Annotated in this window: 16 protein-coding genes; 3 read left to right on the top strand and 13 right to left on the bottom strand. The window is 66.8% G+C overall.

Annotated elements, in window-relative coordinates:
• Positions 1–3: 3 nt before the first annotated feature.
• Positions 4–1,101 (bottom strand): ABC transporter ATP-binding protein, encoded by a 1,098-nt coding sequence (locus DWF00_RS20820; RefSeq protein ID WP_114832486.1) that lies wholly within the window; start codon positions 1,099–1,101, stop codon positions 4–6.
• Positions 1,102–1,113: 12 nt separating this feature from the next.
• Positions 1,114–2,184 (bottom strand): extracellular solute-binding protein, encoded by a 1,071-nt coding sequence (locus DWF00_RS20815; protein ID WP_114832485.1) that lies wholly within the window; start codon positions 2,182–2,184, stop codon positions 1,114–1,116.
• Positions 2,185–2,268: 84 nt separating this feature from the next.
• Between DWF00_RS20815 and DWF00_RS20810 the strand changes: the two genes are divergently transcribed.
• The gene (locus DWF00_RS20810) at positions 2,269–3,093 is read left to right on the top strand and encodes an IclR family transcriptional regulator (RefSeq protein WP_114832484.1); all 825 of its coding nucleotides are present in this window, start codon (positions 2,269–2,271) and stop codon (positions 3,091–3,093) included.
• An 82-nt stretch (positions 3,094–3,175) separates the two neighbouring features.
• Here DWF00_RS20810 and DWF00_RS20805 read toward each other — a convergent pair whose 3' ends face one another.
• The 5 genes from DWF00_RS20805 to DWF00_RS20785 all read right to left on the bottom strand — a co-directional run bounded on the left by DWF00_RS20805 (position 3,176) and on the right by DWF00_RS20785 (position 8,378).
• Positions 3,176–4,075: an ABC transporter permease gene (locus tag DWF00_RS20805; RefSeq protein ID WP_114832483.1), complete on the bottom strand. Its 900-nt coding sequence runs from the start codon at positions 4,073–4,075 to the stop codon at positions 3,176–3,178.
• Complete coding sequence (locus tag DWF00_RS20800; RefSeq protein ID WP_114832482.1) at positions 4,072–5,013, bottom strand: ABC transporter permease; 942 nt, start codon at positions 5,011–5,013, stop codon at positions 4,072–4,074. Before DWF00_RS20800 ends, DWF00_RS20805 begins: the two co-directional genes overlap by 4 nt.
• Before the next feature lie 121 nt (positions 5,014–5,134).
• The gene (locus DWF00_RS20795; protein ID WP_114832493.1) at positions 5,135–6,769 is read right to left on the bottom strand and encodes an ABC transporter substrate-binding protein; all 1,635 of its coding nucleotides are present in this window, start codon (positions 6,767–6,769) and stop codon (positions 5,135–5,137) included.
• Positions 6,770–6,897: 128 nt separating this feature from the next.
• Positions 6,898–7,656, bottom strand: coding sequence for an SDR family NAD(P)-dependent oxidoreductase (locus DWF00_RS20790; protein WP_114832481.1), 759 nt, complete (start codon positions 7,654–7,656; stop codon positions 6,898–6,900).
• The gene (locus tag DWF00_RS20785) at positions 7,653–8,378 is read right to left on the bottom strand and encodes a GntR family transcriptional regulator (protein ID WP_181832900.1); all 726 of its coding nucleotides are present in this window, start codon (positions 8,376–8,378) and stop codon (positions 7,653–7,655) included. Before DWF00_RS20785 ends, DWF00_RS20790 begins: the two co-directional genes overlap by 4 nt.
• A gap of 154 nt (positions 8,379–8,532) precedes the next feature.
• On the opposite strand from DWF00_RS20785, the gene DWF00_RS20780 reads away from it, so the two are divergent.
• Both DWF00_RS20780 and DWF00_RS20775 read left to right on the top strand, forming a co-directional pair.
• Positions 8,533–9,555: a ketopantoate reductase family protein gene (locus DWF00_RS20780; RefSeq protein WP_114832479.1), complete on the top strand. Its 1,023-nt coding sequence runs from the start codon at positions 8,533–8,535 to the stop codon at positions 9,553–9,555.
• Positions 9,555–11,252: a M28 family peptidase gene (locus tag DWF00_RS20775; RefSeq protein ID WP_114832478.1), complete on the top strand. Its 1,698-nt coding sequence runs from the start codon at positions 9,555–9,557 to the stop codon at positions 11,250–11,252. The genes DWF00_RS20780 and DWF00_RS20775 overlap by 1 nt, the downstream gene beginning before the upstream one ends.
• A gap of 72 nt (positions 11,253–11,324) precedes the next feature.
• Here the strand turns inward: DWF00_RS20775 and DWF00_RS20770 are convergent, their stop codons facing one another.
• Genes DWF00_RS20770 through DWF00_RS20745 form a run of 6 tightly spaced genes read right to left on the bottom strand, consistent with a single transcriptional unit; the run spans position 11,325 to position 19,767 of the window.
• The gene (locus DWF00_RS20770; RefSeq protein WP_147283838.1) at positions 11,325–12,590 is read right to left on the bottom strand and encodes an MFS transporter; all 1,266 of its coding nucleotides are present in this window, start codon (positions 12,588–12,590) and stop codon (positions 11,325–11,327) included.
• A 16-nt stretch (positions 12,591–12,606) separates the two neighbouring features.
• Positions 12,607–14,658 carry a hydantoinase/oxoprolinase family protein gene (locus DWF00_RS20765; RefSeq protein WP_114832476.1) on the bottom strand — a complete coding sequence of 684 codons (2,052 nt, stop codon included), beginning with the start codon at positions 14,656–14,658 and terminating at the stop codon, positions 12,607–12,609.
• A 10-nt stretch (positions 14,659–14,668) separates the two neighbouring features.
• Positions 14,669–16,525: a hydantoinase B/oxoprolinase family protein gene (locus DWF00_RS20760; protein ID WP_181832899.1), complete on the bottom strand. Its 1,857-nt coding sequence runs from the start codon at positions 16,523–16,525 to the stop codon at positions 14,669–14,671.
• A gap of 17 nt (positions 16,526–16,542) precedes the next feature.
• On the bottom strand, positions 16,543–17,919 hold the full coding sequence (locus DWF00_RS20755; RefSeq protein WP_114832474.1) for an MmgE/PrpD family protein: 1,377 nt from the start codon (positions 17,917–17,919) through the stop codon (positions 16,543–16,545).
• A gap of 13 nt (positions 17,920–17,932) precedes the next feature.
• Positions 17,933–18,817, bottom strand: coding sequence for an ABC transporter permease (locus tag DWF00_RS20750; protein WP_114832473.1), 885 nt, complete (start codon positions 18,815–18,817; stop codon positions 17,933–17,935).
• Positions 18,817–19,767 carry an ABC transporter permease gene (locus DWF00_RS20745; protein ID WP_114832472.1) on the bottom strand — a complete coding sequence of 317 codons (951 nt, stop codon included), beginning with the start codon at positions 19,765–19,767 and terminating at the stop codon, positions 18,817–18,819. Before DWF00_RS20745 ends, DWF00_RS20750 begins: the two co-directional genes overlap by 1 nt.
• Positions 19,768–19,783: the final 16 nt, after the last annotated feature.

The following is a 19,783-nucleotide window of genomic DNA, read 5'->3' as shown; positions in this document are numbered from 1 at the left end:
GGCTCACGCGCCCCTGTCGAAAACGGGGATGCAATCGGCGGTCGCGACGGAGAGGCGCACCACATCGCCCGGCGTCGGCGTGGCCTCGCCGCGTACGATCCGCCAGGCGGCGTTGAGCGTCTCCGCGACGCGCCCGCCCTCCGTCATGATCACGACCGAGACCTGAGCGACGTCGCCGAGATAGACGATGTCCCTGACGCGGCCGGAGATGAGGTTGTCGTCTCCGGGCGCGCGCTCGTAGCCATCAGCCAGGAAGCGCACCGTCTCAGGCCTGATCGCCAGGCGGATCTCGCCGCGCTCGCTCGAAGGCGGAAGCCCCGAGGCGACGCGCAGGTGCACGCCGTTCGGCGTGCGGAACAGGCGTCCGCTCGCATCGAGGGTGCCAGGCAGCAGGTTGCAATGGCCGATGAAGCTCGCGACGAATGTCGTGCTCGGGCGCTCGTAGATGTCGCGCGGCGTGCCGACCTGCTCGATGCCGCCGCCATGCATCACGGCGATCCGGTCCGACATCGCCATCGCCTCGCCCTGGTCGTGCGTGACGTAGACGGCGGTCATCCCGAGCGAGCGCTGCAAGGTCCTGATTTCATCGCGAAGCTGCTCGCGCAGCTTCAGGTCGAGGTTGGACAGAGGCTCGTCCATCAGCAGCACGGCCGGATTGACCACGAGCCCCCGCGCCAGCGAAACCCGCTGCTGCTGGCCGCCGGACAGCTGGCGCGGCGAACGCTCGCCCAGCCCGGCAAGGCCGACCTGGTCGAGCGCCTTGCGGACGCGCTCCTCGATCTCCGGCTTGGCGACGCGCTTCAGCCTGAGGCCGAAGGCGACGTTCTCGAACACGCTGAGATGCGGGAACAGCGCGTAGTTCTGGAAGACCATGCTGAGGCCGCGGCGCTCGACCGGGACGTCGTTCATCTCGCGGCCACCGATCCGCAAGCGGCCGGAGGTCGGGCTCTCGAAGCCGGCGATGATGCGCAGCGTCGTGGTCTTGCCGCAGCCGGACGGGCCAAGCAGCGAGACGAACTCGCCCTCGCCCACCGTCAGCGAAACGGACTTCACCGCATCGACAGTGCCGAAGCGTTTGCCGATGGCATCGAGTTCGATCATGACGGCGCCGTCTCAGCCTACGACCTGCTTGTTCCAGCGCTCCAGGCTGGAATCGGAGAAGCGCGCGACCTGGGAATAGTCGAGGTTCGCCGCCAGATCGAAAGCCGCTGCCGAGACCTTGGAATCGGGCATGTCGTCCGGCACCTTCAGGTCCTGCAAGGTCGGCACATAGGCGAACTGGCGGGCGAAGGTGAGCTGCGGCTCGTCCGACAGCGAGAAGTCGACGAATTGCTGGCTCAGATCGGGACGGGCGACGCCGGAGACCACGCTGAAGCCGAAGCCGTAGGGACTCCAGCCCTTCACGAAGGCGAAGTCGAGGGGCAGGTTCTTGCGCTGCAGCTCGATCGTGCGGCCGCTCCAGAACGGTGCGGCGACGATCTCGCCGGTGGTGAAGAGCTTGAGGCCCTGGTCGTTGGAGATCATGACGACGCCGCCATTCTCCTTGATGACCTTGCTGGCGAGCTCGAAGCCCGGGTCGAGCCGATCATAGCTGCCGCCTGCGGCCTGGTTGACCGAGTTCAGCCACATCTCGCCCATCCAGCCGAAATTCGGGATGGCGACGCGGCCCTTGACCTTGGGATCGAGCAGGATCGACCAGCCACGCTTCTCGACCTCCTCCTTCGAGAAGACGCGCTTGTCGAAGGTCATGACCCAGGGCGCGATCGAGCGGGCGGCCCAGAACTCGTCCTTGAGCGCCGGGAAGACGCGCTTGATGTTCGGCGCCAGCGCCGGGTCGATCTTGTCGATCAGGCCGAGAGCCGTCGCCTGGCCAAGCCGCGGGCCACCAAGCTCGATCGTGTCGATGGTGGGCTTGCCGCGGCTGGCCTGCAGGACCGCGAGCTGCTGCGCGTTCGGGCGGTTGTCGAAGGCCAGCGTCAGACCGTGCTTGGCCGCGAACGGCTCGCAGATGATCTTCCGGATGGCGTCGCCCCAGGTGCCACCAACCGTCATGATCGTGAAGGCTGGTCCGTCGGCGCGGGCGCCCTTGATAGCGAAACTCAACGCAAGGCCGGCGCCCGCCGCGGCAAGGAACTGCCGGCGATTGGCCACGAGGCCAGAATTACGATCATGCGATCCGTTCATGGCTAACCCTCGAGATGTTGTTTGTTATGCGAGGAGAGTATCACCGGAATTTCATTCTGCAATACGGTTTTCATTTTCCGTAATATGGAATATTATCTGCACATGGCACGCCCAAGACACCCATCGATCACCGGGGACCAGAGTCCCGTCATCGCTCCGCTTGCCCGAGGTTTCGACGTCCTGAGGGCGTTCCAATCCGGTGATCCCCCCTTGCGGAACCAGGACATCGCGCGGCGCACGGGCATCCCGCCATCCTCGGTATCACGCATCACCGGCAGCCTCGTCGCGCTCGGCTATCTCGTCCATGACGCGAACATGCAGGCCTACAGCCTGACTCCGGCCGTCCTGAGCTTCGGCCAGGCCTTTCTCGGCGGGATCCCGCTGCGCTACCAACTCCGCCCGGGCATGCGCGATCTCGCCGACAGATACGCGGCCTCCGTGGCGCTCGGCGCGCGCAGCGGGCGCGAGATGATCTATGTCGAGTGCAGCAAGGGCCAGTCGCCCGTGCCATTCCGGTTCGACGTCGGCTCGGCGATGCCGATCATGCGGTCGGCGATGGGCTGGGGCTACCTCGCCGGCCTCGACGAGGCGACCTTCATACGGACGATGGACCAGATCAGGATCGCCGATCAGGAGCTTTGGCCGAAGCTCGTCAGGAAGATCGAGCAGGCGCGCGAGGATGTGCGCACCCGCGGCTTCTGCGTCAGCATCGGCGCGTTCGAGTCAGGCGTGCATACCGTCGGAGTACCGGCGTTCACGCGGCCGGGCGAGGGAGTTTACGGGCTGATCTGCGGCGCGCCGGCCTACTCCCTCAGCGAGGAGCAGCTTGTGACCGAGATCGGGCCTCGGCTCGTCTGGTTGGCGCGATCGGTGCGACAGCAGGAGCCGTCCGAGGCGGCAGTGGGGTAGCTTCGCCCCTATCCACGGCGCAGCGTAGAGCAATCTCGACCCAGGATCGCCCCGGCCGTGGCCGTGGTGCCCGCGGCCCCTCTCATGCGTCGCGCATGCCGGGGGTCTTGTTGTCCTGGATGCCGTCGACCAGCAGGTTGAGCCCGAGAATGACGAAGAGGATCGCCATGACCGGGAAGAGCGAAGGCCAGGGGTTGATGTAGAGGGTGGCGATGCCCTCCTTGATCATCAGCCCCCAGCTCGGCGTCGGCGGCTGCACGCCGAGGCCGAGGAAGCTCAGGCTGGTCTCGACCTGGACGCCTGTGCCGAGCCAGAGCGCGGTGATCGCCGTCATCTCGCTCATGATGTTGGGCAGGAGGTGGCGCAGGATGATGCGCAGCCGGCTCGCGCCCAACGCCCGTGCCGCCTCGATATAGTCGTTGGCGACGATGCTGAGTGCGACGCCGCGCGCCATGCGGGTCAGCCGCGGGAGGAAGGCGATGCAGATCGCCAGCCCGACATTCGTCAGGCCCGGCCCGAGCACGGCGACGACGATGACGCCGAGGATCATGGTGGGGAAGGTCATCAGCACATCGATCAGCCAGACGACGACCATGTCGAGCTTGCCGCCCCGGTTATAGGCGGCGGCCAACCCGATGAAGGTGCCGAGCGCGGCGGCGATGACCAGCGATGTCATGGTGATCGCCAGGGTGTAGCGGGCGCCGAGGACGAGGCGGCTATAGACGTCGCGGCCGAACCCGTCGGTGCCGAGCCAGTTCCGTGCGGAAAAACCCTGGTTACGGCGGATCATCGACTGCGTCGTCGGATCATGCGTGAGCAGCAGGGGCGCGAAGATCGCGACCAGGATCATGAGCAGCACCATCACGCCGCCGATCTTCGCGGTCAGCGGCAGCCGCGCGATGAAGCGGAGCGTGTTCGGCCAGAAGCCCGTCCTGGGCTGACTGGACGATGCGGGCGTGCCCGGTTCGGGAACACTCGTCATTCGTAGCTGATCCTCGGGTCGATGACGGCGTAGGCGAGATCGACCGCCAGGTTCACCAGGCTGACGAAGGCGGCGTAGAAGATCACCGCGCCCTGGACGACGGTGTAGTCGCTCTGGCTGATCGCGCCGACGATGAGCTGGCCGACTCCGGGCCGGCTGAAGACCACCTCGATCACCACCGAGCTGCCGACCGTGATCGTGGCGTAGAGCCCGACGAGCGTGACCAGCGTCACCAGCGTCAGCCGCAGGACGTGGCGATACAGGATCGCGCCCTCGCTGAGCCCCTTGGCGCGGCCGGTGCGGATGAAGTCCTTGGTCAGGACCTCCAGCACCGCCGTGCGGGTGACGCGGGTGACGTAGGAGGTCATGATCAGGCCGAGCGAGAGCGCCGGCAGCGTCAGGTAGCTGAAGCGGCTGACGAGATCGTCGCGGTCGCCGCCGCCGGCCACCGGGAACAGTCCGAGCCCGATCACGAAGACGATGATCAGGACATAGCCCATGATGAAGGGCGGTACCGAAATGCCGCTCAGCGTCACCACGCGGATGGCGTGGTCGAGCAGCGAATTGCGCCTGATCGCCGAGAGGAAGCCGAGCGGCACGCCGATGACCACGCCGATCAGGACGCCCCAGAAGGTCAGGTCCAGCGTATAGGGCACCACCTGCAGGATCTGCTGCAGCACCGGCCTGCCGTTCTGGATGGAGACGCCGAGATCGCCCCTGAGCAGCCCCGCGAGATAGATCAGGTATTGCTGCCAGAGCGGCTTGTCCAAGCCGAGCGCCTGGCTCAGCTTGGCCAGGCTTTCGGCGGTGGCGTAGCTGCCCTGGATCGCGACCGTGGGATCGCCAGCGCCGAGGCGGATGCCGAAGAACAGCGCGGTGAGCACCGTGAACACGGCGAGCAGCATCAAAAGGATGCGGGTGACGATGAGCCTCAGCATCTCGCTCGTTGTCCGTTCCGGGTCGGCCGACAGGCCGGGCCACGTCTCTCATGATGCGCCGCCGCGATCGGCCCGTACGCGGGCCGATCATTGCTGTGCAGGTACGAGGCGCCCTGCCCGCTCAGACGGTCGTATTCTGGGTCAGGTGGTACATGTAGGGCAGGCTGAGCAGGCTCTTGCCCTCCTCGACCTTGTAGCCCAGGTCGACATGGCGCTGCCGCAGCGCCGCCGTCGCCATCGCGCCGATCGGGATCGCCGGCAGGTCCTTCAGCTGCAGCAGCTGCGCTTCCTTGAAGAACTTTGCCCGCTCCGCCGGCTCGAAGGCGGCGATGCCGGCCTGGTAGGCCTTGTCGAGATCGGCATTGCAGTATTCGGCGAAGCCCTGGACGCCCGTCGGCTTGGTGACGTCGGCGGCGCAGAGGAAGAACTCGCGGATGAGCGTGTCGGCGCTGGGATAGCGCGAGGCGGTCGACCAGACCAGCGAGCCCTTCTTGTCCTTGATGATGGCCGCGACCCAGGAGCCGTGGTCCATGATGTTCATCTGCAGCTTGATCCCGACATTCGCCAGCTGCTCCTGCGCGATCTGCGCGAGGTTGAGATAGTCGCTGCGCTCGCTGACCACCGTCTCGAGCTTGAAGCCCCCCGCGAAGCCGGCCTCGGCCAGGAGCTTCTTCGACTTGTCGGGATCGAACTCGTAGACCAGCTCGGGCGGGATCATCTCCTTGGTCAGGCCGCCGAAATACTCGGGCGGGACCGCAGCATAGGTCGGCAGGAAGACGCGGCCGAAGAAATGGACGTAGTCCTCGCGGTTGATGGCGTGCGCGATGGCCTGCCTGACCTTGAGGTTGTCGAGCGGCTTCACGCTCTTCTTCATGTGGATGATAACGGTGCGCGTCGGACCTAGCAGGTCGACCACCGCGCCGCCGGGTGTGGCCTTCACGACCTCGGCGAGCCATTCCTCGCTCGGTTGGCCCTGGATGACGTCGACCTCGCGGCGGACGAAGGCGAAGCGCGCCGAGGTCGGGTCCGAGATATAGGAGAACACCACCTGGTTGAGCTTCGGCTTGCCGGCGTAATAGTCCGGGTTGGCCGAGAGGGTGACGCTCTCCTTGGGCCGATAGCTCTCGAACTGGAACGGGCCGGAGCCGATCGGCTGGCTCTTGTACTTGTCGCCGAGCTCCTCGATCGCCTTCTTGCAGATGATGTAGCCGCCCTGCCAGTTGGTCACGCAGATCGGGAAGACGGGGTCGACGGTCTTCAGCGAGATGACGACCGTATAGGGATCGGGCGTGTCGATGCGCTCGATATTCGCGTAGATCGTGCGGAAGGTGGATTGCGGGTTATCGCGCACCCATTCGAGCGAGTACTTGACGTCCTCCGCCGTGACCTCGCCATAGCCCTTGTGCCATTTCGCGCCCTTGCGCAGATGGAACGTGTAGGTCTTGCGGTCGTCCGACGCCTCCCAGCGCTCGGCAAGGTCGGGCTGGATCGCGTCGATGCTCACCTTAGGCGGCGTGTAGGCGAGCAAGCCGCTGAAGATCGAGTCGATCACCGGCGTATCGTTCGAGCCGGTCGCGACATGCGGATGCAGCAGGCCCATGTCGCGCGCGTTGAGGCCAACCCGCAGCACGCCCGCCTTCTGCGCGAAGGCCGCATTGGGCAGCAAACCACTCAGCGCCGCAGCGCCCGTCGCCCCCGCGAGCTTGAGGAGATCGCGCCTGTCGAATGTCGGCAGCGCCAACGTCTTGCCTGTCATGACCAACTCCCGTTGTGCTCGAAACTCAATCCCGCTCGACTTTTTGCCCGCCCGTCTTTTTTATTGCCGTTGCTCTGCCAGGACGGGATCGGCTCGGTCCGTCCATTATGTCTGTGTCGCGAGAGGCCCTAGAACGCCCCGCCATTCACGGGCAGTATCTGCCCGGTGACGTAGCCGGCCATATCCGACGCCAAAAACATGACCGCATTTGCGATGTCCTGTGGCGTGCCCAGGCTGCGCAGCGGAATCCCGGCGATGATGTTGGCCCGCACCTCGTCGCTGTACCCGGCCCATTGCCGCTCGACGCCGGGAGAGATTGGCTGGATCCCCGGCGCCACGGCGTTGACGGTGATGCCGAACGGCCCGAGCTCGCTGGCGAGATGCCTTGTCAGGCCGTGCAGCGCGTGCTTGGCGGTGGTGTAGGCTTGGACGCCGGTGCGCGAGGCCCTGAAGCCTGCACCGGAGGTGATGTTGACGATGCGCCCACGGCCGGCGCGCTTCATACCCGCCGCTACAGCGCGGATCGCAGCGAAGGTGCCGTTGAGATTGACGTCGAGGACAGCGTCCCAATCCCCGAAATCGACATCCTCCACCGGGACGAAGCCGCGCCCCAGCGCGCCGCCTGCGTTGTTGACGAGCACGTCGATCGGGCCGGCCTCGCGTTCGATCGCGGCGAACAGCCCGCCAAGGGCATCACGGTCGGTGATGTCCACGACATGGGTCACGATGCGTCCCGACGAAAAGCTCTCCGGCGTCAGGCGCTCGGCGTCCTTGTCGAGCGCGTAGGTGGTTGCGCCGCGCGAGGCGAAACTCTCCGTGATCGCCCGGCCGTAGCCGACGGCAGCGCCGGTCACCACGACGATGCGACCGGAGAAATCGAAGCTCATGACTTCGCTCCGATAAGCGACGGCGCGCGGGACCGGCCCGCAATCGCCGCGCCCTGCATGCGCTCGGCCAGCACCATCAAGGCAAGTTCGGCCGCCGCCTCGATGTGACGAACGCAGCTGGCTTCCGCAGCCGCCGCGTCGCGCGCCTCCACCGCCGTAGCGATCTCACGGAGCTCCGCCATGCTGCGCTCCGCCCTGCCCGGCCAGCGGGTCGAGCTGAAGCGAAAGAGCGCAAGGCGGTTATGAATCGTCAGCAAGGCCTGGCTGAGCGCCTTGTTCGCGGCCCCCTTGGTCAGCACCACGTAGAACTCGTCGGAATTGGCGATGACGCCGACCATGTCGCCGGCCGCATGGGCGCGGCCAATCTCCTCCACCGTGCAGCGCAGCGCCACCACCAGTTCATCGCTGGCGCGCTCGACGAAGAGACGACCCGCCTGCCCTTCGAGCATGGCGCGCAGCTCGTAGATGTCGCGCGCCTCCTGCTCGCTCAGGGTCGAGACGACCGGGCCACGATAGGGGATGGTGGTGATGAGCCCTTCGGTTTCGAGCTGCCGCACGGCCTCCCGTACCGTCGCGCGGGACGCGCCGGTCAGCGCGCAGAGCTCGCGCTCCGGCAGGCGCTGCCCGGGAAGCAGCTCGCCCGAAACGACCGCGGTGCGGATCCGGTCCGCGGTTATCTCGCGAACGCCAAAACCACTCCGCTCGTGCTCGGCGTCATCCATGAGGGCTTGCTGCTGTCTCATAGGGCGACTATCGAGATTGTCAGACAATAGTCAACGCTATTTTCTGATCAAATTCCCATGCTATAGCAGACAATCATTCGACGAATGCCGTATCCAGGGGAAGATTCATCCCTTCGGCTGAGGAGAGCGAGACGTGGCAGAGGTGGTCATCTGGGGAGCCGGGGCGATCGGCGGCACGATCGGCGCCTATCTCAAGCGCGCCGGGCATGACGTCCTGTTCGTCGACGTGGTCAAAGAGCATGTCGATACAATCAAGGCCGATCAGCTCAGGATCGAAGGCCCTCTGGACAACTTCACGATCGGCGGACCGGCGCTCCTTCCCGAGGAGATGAGCGGCCGGCATCCCCTCATCCTGCTGGCCGTGAAGGCCCACCATACCGAGGCGGCGACGCGCGCCCTCGCGCCCTACCTCGCTCCGGACGGCGCCGTGGTCTCCTGCCAGAACGGGTTGAACGAGCTCGTCATCGCCGAGATCGTCGGCCGCGAGCGCACCATCGGCGCCTTCGTCAACTTCATGGCCGACTACATGGAGCCTGGCCGGATCCTCTATGGCGGGCGCGGCGCCGTCGTGGTCGGCGAGTTGGACGGAGCGTGGACGCCGCGGATCGAGGCCCTGCACGCGCTGCTGCGCATCTTCGACCCGGACGCGATCCAGACCGACAACATCTTCGGCTATCTCTGGGGCAAGGCGGCCTATGGCACGCTGCTCAAGACCTCGGCGCTGGCGGATGAGCCGATCGCCGGCTTCATCGCCAACCCGGCCTGGAAGGCCACCACCGTCGCGCTGATCCAGGAGGTGCTGCGGGTCGCCGATGCCGCCGGCGTCACCCCGCTCGGCTTCAACGGCTTCGACCCCGCCGCCTTCTCGAGCAAGGACCCGGCCGCGATCGACGCCTCGCTGCAAGCGCTGTTCGACTACAACAGCAAGGCGGCGAAATCCCATAGCGGCGTCTGGCGCGACATCGTCGTGCGCAAGCGCCAGACCGACGTCGCGGCCCAGCTCGGCCCGGTCCAGACCACGGCGCGCGAGCACGGGCTGACGACGCCGCTGGTAGACCGGGTGATCGCGATGATCGGGGATGTGGAAGCTGGCCGGCGCAGCGTCGGTCCCGCGCTTTTCGCGGAATTGCGCGATGCGACGAAGGATATGCAGTGATGGATATACCTGCCGAACGCACGCTCGCCGGCGAGGTCGATACCGACCTGATGATGCGGCACCTCGCCGAATTCGCGCGCTGGACCAAGCTGAGCGGCAGCGCTGAGGAGGCCGAGAGCCTGCGCTACGTCGAAAAGCAGATGGCGCTCTACGGCTATTCGACCCAGATCCTGCACCATCCCGCCTATATCAGCCTGCCGGGGCCGGCGCGGGTCGTCACTGAGGGGCAAACCCTGAGGGCGATCACCCATTCCATGTCGCAGTCCTCGCCTCCCGAGGGCACCAGGGGCCGGCTCGTCCATGTCGGCAGCGGCACGGACGCGGAGTTCGCCGGCAAGGACGTTCGCGGCGCGATCGTGCTGGTCGACGGAATGGCGACGCCGCCGGTCGCGCTGCGCGCATCGCAGGCCGGGGCCGTCGGGCAACTGCACATCAGCTCGCACGAGCACCTGCACGAGATGTGCATCTCGCCAGTCTGGGGCAGTCCGGATACGCGCACCATGGCGTTGCTGCCGAGCACGGTCGCGGTCACGATCAGCCTGGCGGACGGCGCGGCGTTGCGCGAAAGGCTCGCGCGGGGCGACGAGCCGCAAGTGGTGCTTCATGCCGAGGTCGATACCGGCTGGCGCCCGACGCCGATCCTCGTCGCCGACATGGCGGCGCCGGACGCCGACGAGACGACGCCCTTCGTGCTGTTCTCGGGCCATCACGACACCTGGTACCAGGGCGTGATGGATAACGGCTCGGCCAACGCGACGATGATGGAGGTCGCCCGGCTCAGCGCCGAGCACCGGCGGACATGGCGCCGCAATCTGCGCTTCTGCTTCTGGTCCGGCCATTCCCATGGCCGCTATTCCGGCTCGTCCTGGTACGCCGACGAGCATTGGCACGAGCTCGAAAGCCGCTGCGCGATCCACGTCAACGTCGACTCGACCGGCGGCATCGGTGCCCTGAATCTGGCGGAAGCGCCGGCGGCGACCGAGCTTGCGGGCCTGGCCGGCGCAATTCTGGCCACCGAAGCCGGCGAGACCTTCCCGATCAAGCGCCTTGGCCGCAACAGCGACCAATCCTTCTGGGGCATCGGCATCCCCTCGATCTTCGGCATCCTCAGCACTCAAGCCGACGAGAATCTCGGCCTGCGCAACAGCCTCGGCTGGTGGTGGCACACGCCCGAGGACTTGATCGACAAGATCGATCCGGCCCTGCTCGCGCGCGACACCCGCATCTATCGGGCGCTCCTCACGCGGGTGCTGACCGACCCGGTCCTGCCCATCGACATCGCCGCCCAGGTAGGCGACCTCCAAACGACAGTTCAGGGCATCAACGTCGGGGACGATAGCGGCATGTCCCTCGCCGGGCTCCTCTCGGAGATAGCGGAGCTCAGGGCTGGCGCGGCATCGCTCTCCGGCAAGGCAAAGGGGCTTTCCGGCGCGGCGGCCCGCCAGCACGATCAGCTGCTGATGCGCCTCTCGCGGGCGCTGGTGCCGATCGACTACACCACCGGCGCGCGCTTCGCCCATGACCCGGCCCTGCCGCAGGGCAAATGGCCGGCGCTCGACCCGATCCGCAGGTTCGCGGCCGAGCCGAAGGATTCCGGGCAATGGTATCCGCTTCAGATCGAAGCGCGCCGAGCAAGGAACATGGTCATGGACGCCGTTCGCCGGGCCCGGCGCGAACTCGATCAGTCCTTGTCTTAAGCCGGATATCTTGTCGGCCTCTGTTGGCGTGCATCTGCGCAACCGTGTGGCGCCAGCCCCGTACCGGTCCGTTCAATCGCGGAGCGGCGGCCGCCCGAGACCGAGCAGGCAGGGAAGCGACGCCAGATTGATGATCGCGACGATCGCGAAGGCGAGGTCGTAACGGCCGCTGAGAGTCACGCAGAGCGTGAACAAGGCCGGTGCGATGATGTTGCCGAGGAAGATCAGGATCGTCGAGCCGGCGGCCGTGAGGCGGACCAGGGACGGTGGCGAACGCGCGGCAATCTCGGCGATCTGCACGCCGTTCCAGCCCGAGGCGGAGATGCCGCCGGCGATGGCCAGCAGCGTCAGAGCCCAGACCGGCCATTGCCGATCCGCCAGGGCGAGGAGCACCATCGTCGCCGCAGAGGCAAGCGCGGCGGCCTGCAGGGTCGGAATGCCGGAGCCGATCCGGTCTGAAATCCAGCCCAGCGCGATGCGCCCGACGACGCCCGAGGCCTGCATCACGGCAAAGACAAGTCCCGCCACCGTCAGGGGAAGACCGATTTCGGTCACGAGAAAGGCGACGCTGAAGGCCAGCCAGCAGCTTTGGGCCGTCGCGAGAAGCGCGCCGGCTACGGACAGGCGCCACAACGTGGGCTCGCTCGAAAGACTTGCGAGAGATTGGGCTGGTTGAGCCAGCAGGGCGGCGAGACGATTCGACGGACGCGGTCGGCTCTTCTCGTCGTCATCCGTGCGATCCGACTGTCCGCGGAGCAGACCCGTCAGAGCTGCGAAGCAGGCCACCATGCCTGCGGCGGCGGCCAAGGCGCTGCGCCAGCCAACCCGCTCCACGATGAAGGGAAGCAAGGCCCCGGCAAGAACGCCGCCGAGAGGCACCCCGGCCTGCTTGATCGAGAAGACCAGGTTGCGCTGATTGCGCGGCGTGAAGCGCTGCAGGATGTCGCTTCCGGCTGGGGTGGCGACGCCATGCGCCAGCCCCATGACCGCGCTCGCCAACATCGCGGCACCGGGTAAAGGCGCAAACAGCAGAACCATGCCGAGCGCGCCCACACCGAGCGCGAGTTGCATCGACCTGATCGATCCGACCCGGTGGATCGTCCGCGCACCGAACAGCAGCACGAGCATCGAGCCGGCCGTCGTCGCTGCGACGGCATAGCCGACAAGGCCGTTCGCCCAGCCGAACTCCGCGAACAGCGCTGGAGCGACCGTCGGCATCACGCGGGTCAGGAAGGCGGCCATCGTTTGCAGCACGAGGATCGCCGCGACAGGGGCGACCCAGGCCAATGGCCGTGGAGACGGCGGGGAGATGCCGGCGCCGGTCACGATACCGCCCACTCCCCCCGCCTGGCGCTCAGACCCGTTCGCGAATGAACAGGTTGCCGTGGACGTCGACGACGGCCCTCTGGCCCGGCAGCAGATAGGTCGTGGCGTCGAGCTGCTCGAGGATCGCGGGTCCGTCAATCGTCGCGCCGGCGCCCAGCCCGGTGCGGTCGTAGATCGGGCAGTTCAGCCATTGGCCGGCGGCATAGACTTTCTGAGCGCCCAAGCGTGCTTCCTCGGTCGCGGTGCCGGCAGGCACGGTCTGCGTCCTGGGCTTGGCGAGCTGCCCCGTCGCGTTCACCCGGATCAGCACGATCTCCACCGGCATCTCGGGCTGCGAGAAGGTGTAGAGCTGGTGATGCGCGGCGTGGAAGCCATCGATGGCCACCCGCAATGCAGTCTCGCTCACCTCATGGGCCGGCCACGGCACGTTCAGCTCGAAGCCCTGGTGGATGTAGCGCATTCCCACCGACCATTCGATCTTCCGGCCGGCTTCCGGCACATTCTCGGCGTCGAGCCAGGCACGGGCTTCGGCATTGAGCTGGGCGAAGACACTGGTAAGCCGTTCCAGATCGTAGGATGGCGGCCGCAGGATGCTCGTCATTGAGAAGTCGTTCTTCAGATCCGACCAGAGCAATCCGAGGCTCGACAGCACGCCCGCCTCCGGCGCCACGATCGAGCCCTTCATGCCCAGCAACCGGGTCAGGAAGCCGCTATGCAAGGGGCCGGCGCCGCCGAAGGGGACGAGAGCGAAGTCGGCCGGATCGTGCCCGCGCTCGACCGACACCACGCGGATCGCGCCGACCATGTTGTTGTTGGCGATCTCGATGATGCCGCTGGCAGCATCCTGGATCGAGAGGCCGAGAGGCTTCGCCACCCGCTGCTCGATCGCTTTCGCCGCGGCATCGACGTCGAGCGCCATGCTGCCCTTGAGCAGGTGCGGCGGAAGGTGACCGAGAACGACATGCGCGTCGGTGACGGTGGGTTCCGTGCCGCCGCGCCCGTAGCAGACCGGACCGGGCAGCGCACCGGCGCTCATCGGCCCCACGACGAGCGAGCCGTTCGAGACCCGCGCGATCGAGCCGCCGCCGGCGCCGATGGTGTGGATGTCGATCATCGGCAGGCGCAGCGGCCAATCGCCGACGCTGCCCTCCATCGTGATGTCGGGATCATGGCCGTTGATGAGGGCGATGTCGGCCGAGGTGCCGCCGACATCGAAAGAAATCAGCTTGGCCTCGCCGGTCAGTCGGCCGACCAGGCTCGCCCCTACGACGCCTGCAGCGGGGCCGGACAGGGCCGTATGAACCGGCTGCCTGCGGATCGTCTCGACACCGGTGACGCCGCCGCTCGACTTCATCAGCAGCAGTCGGCCCGAAATATCATCGCGGGCGATGCGCTGTTCGATATTAGCGACGTAGCGCGAGACCTTCGGCATAACGTAGCTGTTGAGCAGCGTGACCATGCTCCGCTCGTATTCGCGGAAGGTCGGCAGCACGTCCGAGGACAGCGAGATCAGCGCCTCCGGATAATCCTCGGCGATGATCTCGCGCGTGCGCTGCTCATGCTCGGGGTTGGCGTAGGAATGGATGTAGCAGACTGCGATCGCCTTGATTCCGCGGCGCCTGATCTCGGCCACGGCGTGGCGCACCGCGTCCTCGGAGAGGGGCTCCAGCTCCTGCCCCTCGAAGTTCATCCGGCCGTCGATCTCGTAGATGCGCTGCGGCGCGACGGGCCGCTTCGGCTTGACCCAGGAGTAGACGTTGTCCGCCCGCGGGATGTCGTGGCGCCCGATCTCCAGCACATGGCGAAAGCCGGTCGTGGTCAGCAGCGCGCATTCGGCGCCGTTCATTTCCAGGATCGTGTTGGTCGCGACGGTCGTGCCGTGGAAGACGTGGCTGACGTCGGACGGCGCCACTCCGGCCTCCGCCAGGATCTGGCGCACGCCATTGATGAAGCCGATCGAGGGGTCCTCGGGCGTCGAGGGCGTCTTGGCCTTGTGCAAGGCCCCGGTGCGCCGGTCGACGAGCGTGACGTCGGTGAAGGTGCCGCCGGTGTCAACGGCGATGGAAACCATCTGGGTCATTGTCGCGCTCTCAGGAACGGGCGTGTTTGGCATGGGTCACGCTGTCGGCATGGTCCCACCACTGGTCGGGGTCGAAATAATCGCGGCGGTGCAGCAGCTTCGTCTGCCAGCGATGCGCGGTGCGATAGGCCTGCGTCGCCTCGAGGTCGACCGTCTCGCTGGCGACGTCGAGGATCACGCCGTATTCGTCCTGCGCGCTGTCCGGGCTGACGAAGCCGGCGAGTACGTCGGCCAGGACACGTTCGGGCTCGCGATCGAAGGGATGGCCGAAGCCGCCGCCGCCGGGCATCGCGATACGCAGCACGTCGCCGGTCTTCAGCACCACGCCATCCTGCAGGCTGGGCAGGACGCGCTCGTCAGGCCGGCCGGGATTGACGATGAACTGGCCGGAGCGTCCGCTCATGCCGCCCGCGATGCCGTAGGCCGGGAAGTCGACATTGCTCATCCGCAGCGAGATCGAGGCGGTCTCGGACAGCATCTCGAATTCGCGGATGACGCCGCAACCGCCGCGCCAGCGCCCCGGCCCGCCCGAGTCGGGATTGATGGCGTAGCGCTTCACGACGAGCGGATAATTCTGTTCGGCGAACTCGACCGGGTAGTTTTGCTGGTTCAGGTAGTAGATCGCATCGGGCCCGTCCGATACCGGCCTCGCGCCCTGCCCGGCCGCAATCGCCATCGTCTTGAGGAAGGCTTCGCCGCTGCCGGCCCAGGTGCCGCGCAGCTTATTGGCACTGTAGGCGGAGCTGGAGCCCATCGCCCTGTCGGGACTGGCGATGTTGATCAAACCCATGCATGCGCTCGTGACCCGCGACAGCGTAACCGAGCGCTGACCGAGCGAGGCTGGAAAGCGCGGCTGAATCACGCTGCCTTCGCGCAGCTTCACCTCGTCGATGATCGAGAGCAGACCCTCGTTGAACATGAACTCGGGATGCCCGGCGACGGTGTAGATGCCGAACATCATCTGCACGCAGGATGGGTGCATGATGAAGTTGATCGGCCCGCGCGTCTGGTCGTCGGTCTCCGTGCAGTCGATCTCGATGCGGTCCTTCGTCGCCGTCAGGGTCATGCGGATGGCGATCGGCCCGGTGCCGTGACCGTCGGTGTCGATCAGCTCGGCGAACCGGTACTGGCCCGGCGGGAAGATGTCGTGCATCTGCGCCCGGGCGTAGTCATGGGTCTGCCGGATGAGCTGGTCGAAGGCCGCATGCGCGCCCTCGACGCCGAAGCGCTCGAACAGCTCGATCATCCGGCGCCGCCCGAGCTCGACGGCCGCCATCATCGCCCGCACATCCCCCTTGCTCATCTCGGGAAAGCGCGAATTCCGGATGAAGGTGCGGAACAGGTCCTCGTTCAGCACCCCTTCGCGATAGAGCCGCACCGGCGGTATAAGGATGCCCTCGTGGAAGATCTCGGTGGCGTCAGGCGTCGTGGAGCCGGACCGCATGCCGCCGACATCCAGGAAATGCGCCCAGGAATGGGTGAAGCCGGCGATCTTCCCGTCGACGAAGATCGGGCTGACGAAGACCTGATCGGGCGTATGAGAGACGCCGCCCTTCGACAGATAGGGATCGTCGTACCAATAGACGTCGCCCTCGCGCATCGTTTCCAGCGGAAACTCCTCGAGGATCGGCGCGAGGATGTTGCCCAGGATCGGCAGCTTGGTGCCGATCAGCAGGCGCCCGTCCCTGTCGAAAAGCCCGCAGAAATAGTCCTGTTTCTCGCGAATGACCGGCGACATGGCGGTGCGCTGGAGAAGCCGCTCCATTTCCGCCTGGGCGGAGCGCAGCGCGCCCTTCACGATCTCCAGCGTGACGGGCGTCACGGCGGGCGCGTTGCGCAGCTGGTTCTCAGGGACGATGTGGTTCACGATAGGCCTCTCGGATATCAGGATGCGTGGCGGACAGGCCGCGGCTTCGAGCGCAGCAACGCCTGCGACAGAAAAACGAGGCTGCCCTGAGGCTCGACGGCGCACAGCCGGTCGTAGAGATCGCCTGCCCGGGCCTCGTCGAAGTAGCCGGCGCAGCAATCCATGAACTTGGCGCGACGGTCGGCCTCGTCGAATGGGTCTGCGAGGGTGCCGCGCTCCATGTCGCGCTCCGCGCGCAGGACGGTGCCGTCCTTCAGGCGGATCGTGACCTTGTGCGGCAAGTAGGCCGAGGACGCTTCCTCCTCCGGCGCATAGGCCCGCATCGTCGTCAGCGGCAGGAGGCTGCGGATCGCGGGCCGTGCGACCGCGGCGGGCGTAAAGTCGGCGATGCTGAGCCGGCCCTGCTCCAGCGCGACGGCAACGCAGTAGTTCATCGAGAAGCGGGCCTGCATTTCGTCGACCGGGGCGTCGTAGGACAGGTTGTTCCTGTTGATCGAGCCCACGAGCGTTTCGACCGCCGCAACCTCGGCCGCAGCGAAGCCATGAGCGGCCTTCAGATCCAGGATCATGTCGAGCGTGTTATGCGTCGAGGCGCAGCAGGGATGGCGCTTGGGCGTAAGGCCGATCGCCTCGATCGAATGCGGCGCTCCGATCCGCGCGAGGATGTCCTGCCAGTTCTCAACCTCAGTGCCGTAGAGGGCCTGCAGCCCGAAGCGATGCTCGACGATGTCCAGGCGTCCGGTCAGGCCGGTCGCGGCAAGCAGGCCCGCCTCGACAGCGTTGCGCGCCGCCAGGCCGGCATGAAGCGGTTTGGCCGGGGTGCCGAACTGGCCCTTGGGGCCAGCCGCCATGCTGGCGGCGAGGCTGAGCGCGCGCGCCGTCCCCGGCGCGTCCAGTCCCAGCAGCCTTGCGACGCCGGCGGCCGCGCCGATTGCACCGATGGTCGAGGTCGCATGCCAGCCCAGGGCATAATGGCGTGGATTCATGCCGGCCCCAATCACGGCCTGGGCCTCGAGCCCGACGAGATAGGCGTCGATCAGCTGCGCGCCAGTCGCTCCCCTCGCTTCCGCCACGGCCAAGAGGGCCGGTACGAGGACAGCCGATGCGTGCCCCATCAGAGGGCGGAAGCTATCGTCGAAGTCGAGGCAATGGGCCGCCGTCCCGTTGACGAGCGCGGCATGGCCCGGCGTCGCCCGCTTGCCGCCGACAGCCGTCGCGGGGCCCTGCCAGCGGTCGTCGAGGAACGCGGCGGTCATCGCCGTCGCTTCGTCGTCGGCACCGGCGAGGATGCATCCCACGGTGTCGAGAATGGCGTGGGTCGCACGCTCCCGGGCCAGAGGCGCGAACGCCGTCGTTTCGTTGCCCCACCGGGCAATGGATTCGATGATGGTCACGGACTGCTTTTCCTCACGTCCCGGTCGGGTCGAGCGCGTCGCGCAGGCCGTCGCCCAGCCAGTTGCAGAGCAGCACCGTCAGGAAAATCGCGAAGCCTGGGATGAAGGCCAGCAGCGGCGCGTTCCACATGTAGCCGCGCGCCTTGGAGAGCATGTTGCCCCAGCTCGAGTCGGGCGGCTGGACGCCGAGGCCGAGGAAGGACAGGGACGATTCCATCAGGATCGCCCAGCCGATGCCGAGCGTGGCGGAGACGATGATGGCGGGCCAGGATTGCGGCAGCACATGCCTGAACAGGATATGGAACGGCCCGGCCCCGAGACTGCGCGCGGCCTCGACAAATGGCATCTCGCGGTTGCGCAGCACCTCGCCGCGAACGATGCGCGCCACGCTCATCCAGCTCGTCACGCCGATGACGAGGATGATGTTGGTCAGCGTCGCGCCGAACAAGGCCAGCGTCGTGATCATGAAGAAGAAGATCGGCACCGACAGCATGCCGTCGGTCACGCGCATCAACACGCTGTCGGTCATGCCTTCGACGAAACCGGCCGCGCCACCGACGAGAGCGCCCAGGAAAACGGCGAAGACGACCGCCGCGATCCCGACCGCCAGCGAGATCCGCGCTCCGTAGAGCAGTCGCGACAGCATGTCCCGCCCGTTCTCGTCCGTGCCGAGCGGATGTTTCACGCTCGGAGGCTGGAGGCGCTCGCGCAGGGAGACCGCGTTCGGCGGATAGGGAGACAGGACAGGCGCGAGCACCGCCGCGATGTTGATCAGCGCCAGCAGCACGAGCGCGAGCACCGCGATCCTGTTGTTGCGGAAGCGGACCCAGGCCCGCGAGCCGGGAGAGCGGCCGCTGGATGGGGGCAGAGGTGCCTCTTCGATGGCAGACGCGCTCATCACCGCCCCGCTACGCTGATGCGGGGATCGATCCACGCATAGAGGAGATCGACCATCAGGCTCGCCAGGATGACGATCACCGAAGTCACCATCGCGACGCCCATGATCATCGGATAGTCGCGCTCGAAGGCGGCGCGAACGGCGAGCTGCCCGATGCCCGGCCAGGAGAAGACGGTCTCGGTCACGGCCGCGCCTCCGAAGAGCTGCGGCAGCAGCAGGCCGATGACGCTGAGCACGGGCACCAGGGCGTTGCGCAACGCATGCCGGTAGATCGCCACGGTCTCGCTCACGCCCTTGGCGCGCGCCGTGCGGACGTAGTCCTCGCGCAGCACGGTGAGCATCGCCGAGCGCGTATGCCGGGTGAGTTGCGCCATGTTGCTGGTCGCGAGCACCAGCGTCGGCAGGACCAGATGCCTGGCGACGTCCCAGAAGCTGCCATCTCCGTCCGTGGCCATGCCGCCGGCTGGGAGCCATTCCAGCTTCAGCGAAAACGCGATCACCAGGAGCAGCCCGAACCAGAAGGCTGGCACGGCGAGGCCGAAGGAGCTGAGCAAAGCGACGGCCTGATCGACGATGCTGTTGCGCTTCGCCGCAGCGATGACGCCGAGCGGAACCGAGATCGTCACGGCAACGACGAGCGAAGCCGCAGCGAGTACCATCGTATTGGGAAGCTGCTGGCGGATGATATCGTAGACCGGCAGCCTCACGCTGAGCGAGAGGCCAAGGTCGCCCTGTGCGATCGCGGCGAGCCAGCGCCAATATTGGACGTGGAACGGCTCGTCGAGCCCCATGAGGTTCTTCATGAGCGCCGCGTCTTCCGGCGTCATGTTGGGGTCGAGCAGGACCGCGGGCCCGCCCGGCGCCATGTAGACCAGCAGGAACGCGACGAAGGAGACGACCAGGATCAGGACGGCCGCCTCGCCCGTGCGCCGGATCAGATAGCGCGCCATGACGGCAAGCCTCCCT

Source organism: Allobosea caraganae (genome assembly GCF_003351345.1).
GTDB classification, from domain to species: domain Bacteria; phylum Pseudomonadota; class Alphaproteobacteria; order Rhizobiales; family Beijerinckiaceae; genus Allobosea; species Allobosea caraganae.
The sequence above is the reverse complement of the archived record's forward strand: the minus strand, read 5'-3'. Positions and strand labels throughout refer to the sequence as shown.

Coding starts and splice junctions, on each gene's coding strand:
- DWF00_RS20775 (WP_114832478.1), top strand. CDS start 9,555: ATGGATATACCTGCCGAACGCACGCTCGCCGGCGAGGTCGATACCGAC.
- DWF00_RS20785 (WP_181832900.1), bottom strand. CDS start 8,378: ATGGATGACGCCGAGCACGAGCGGAGTGGTTTTGGCGTTCGCGAGATA.
- DWF00_RS20815 (WP_114832485.1), bottom strand. CDS start 2,184: ATGAACGGATCGCATGATCGTAATTCTGGCCTCGTGGCCAATCGCCGG.
- DWF00_RS20795 (WP_114832493.1), bottom strand. CDS start 6,769: ATGACAGGCAAGACGTTGGCGCTGCCGACATTCGACAGGCGCGATCTC.
- DWF00_RS20805 (WP_114832483.1), bottom strand. CDS start 4,075: ATGACGAGTGTTCCCGAACCGGGCACGCCCGCATCGTCCAGTCAGCCC.
- DWF00_RS20800 (WP_114832482.1), bottom strand. CDS start 5,013: ATGCTGAGGCTCATCGTCACCCGCATCCTTTTGATGCTGCTCGCCGTG.
- DWF00_RS20765 (WP_114832476.1), bottom strand. CDS start 14,658: ATGACCCAGATGGTTTCCATCGCCGTTGACACCGGCGGCACCTTCACC.
- DWF00_RS20745 (WP_114832472.1), bottom strand. CDS start 19,767: ATGGCGCGCTATCTGATCCGGCGCACGGGCGAGGCGGCCGTCCTGATC.
- DWF00_RS20750 (WP_114832473.1), bottom strand. CDS start 18,817: ATGAGCGCGTCTGCCATCGAAGAGGCACCTCTGCCCCCATCCAGCGGC.
- DWF00_RS20820 (WP_114832486.1), bottom strand. CDS start 1,101: ATGATCGAACTCGATGCCATCGGCAAACGCTTCGGCACTGTCGATGCG.
- DWF00_RS20810 (WP_114832484.1), top strand. CDS start 2,269: ATGGAATATTATCTGCACATGGCACGCCCAAGACACCCATCGATCACC.
- DWF00_RS20790 (WP_114832481.1), bottom strand. CDS start 7,656: ATGAGCTTCGATTTCTCCGGTCGCATCGTCGTGGTGACCGGCGCTGCC.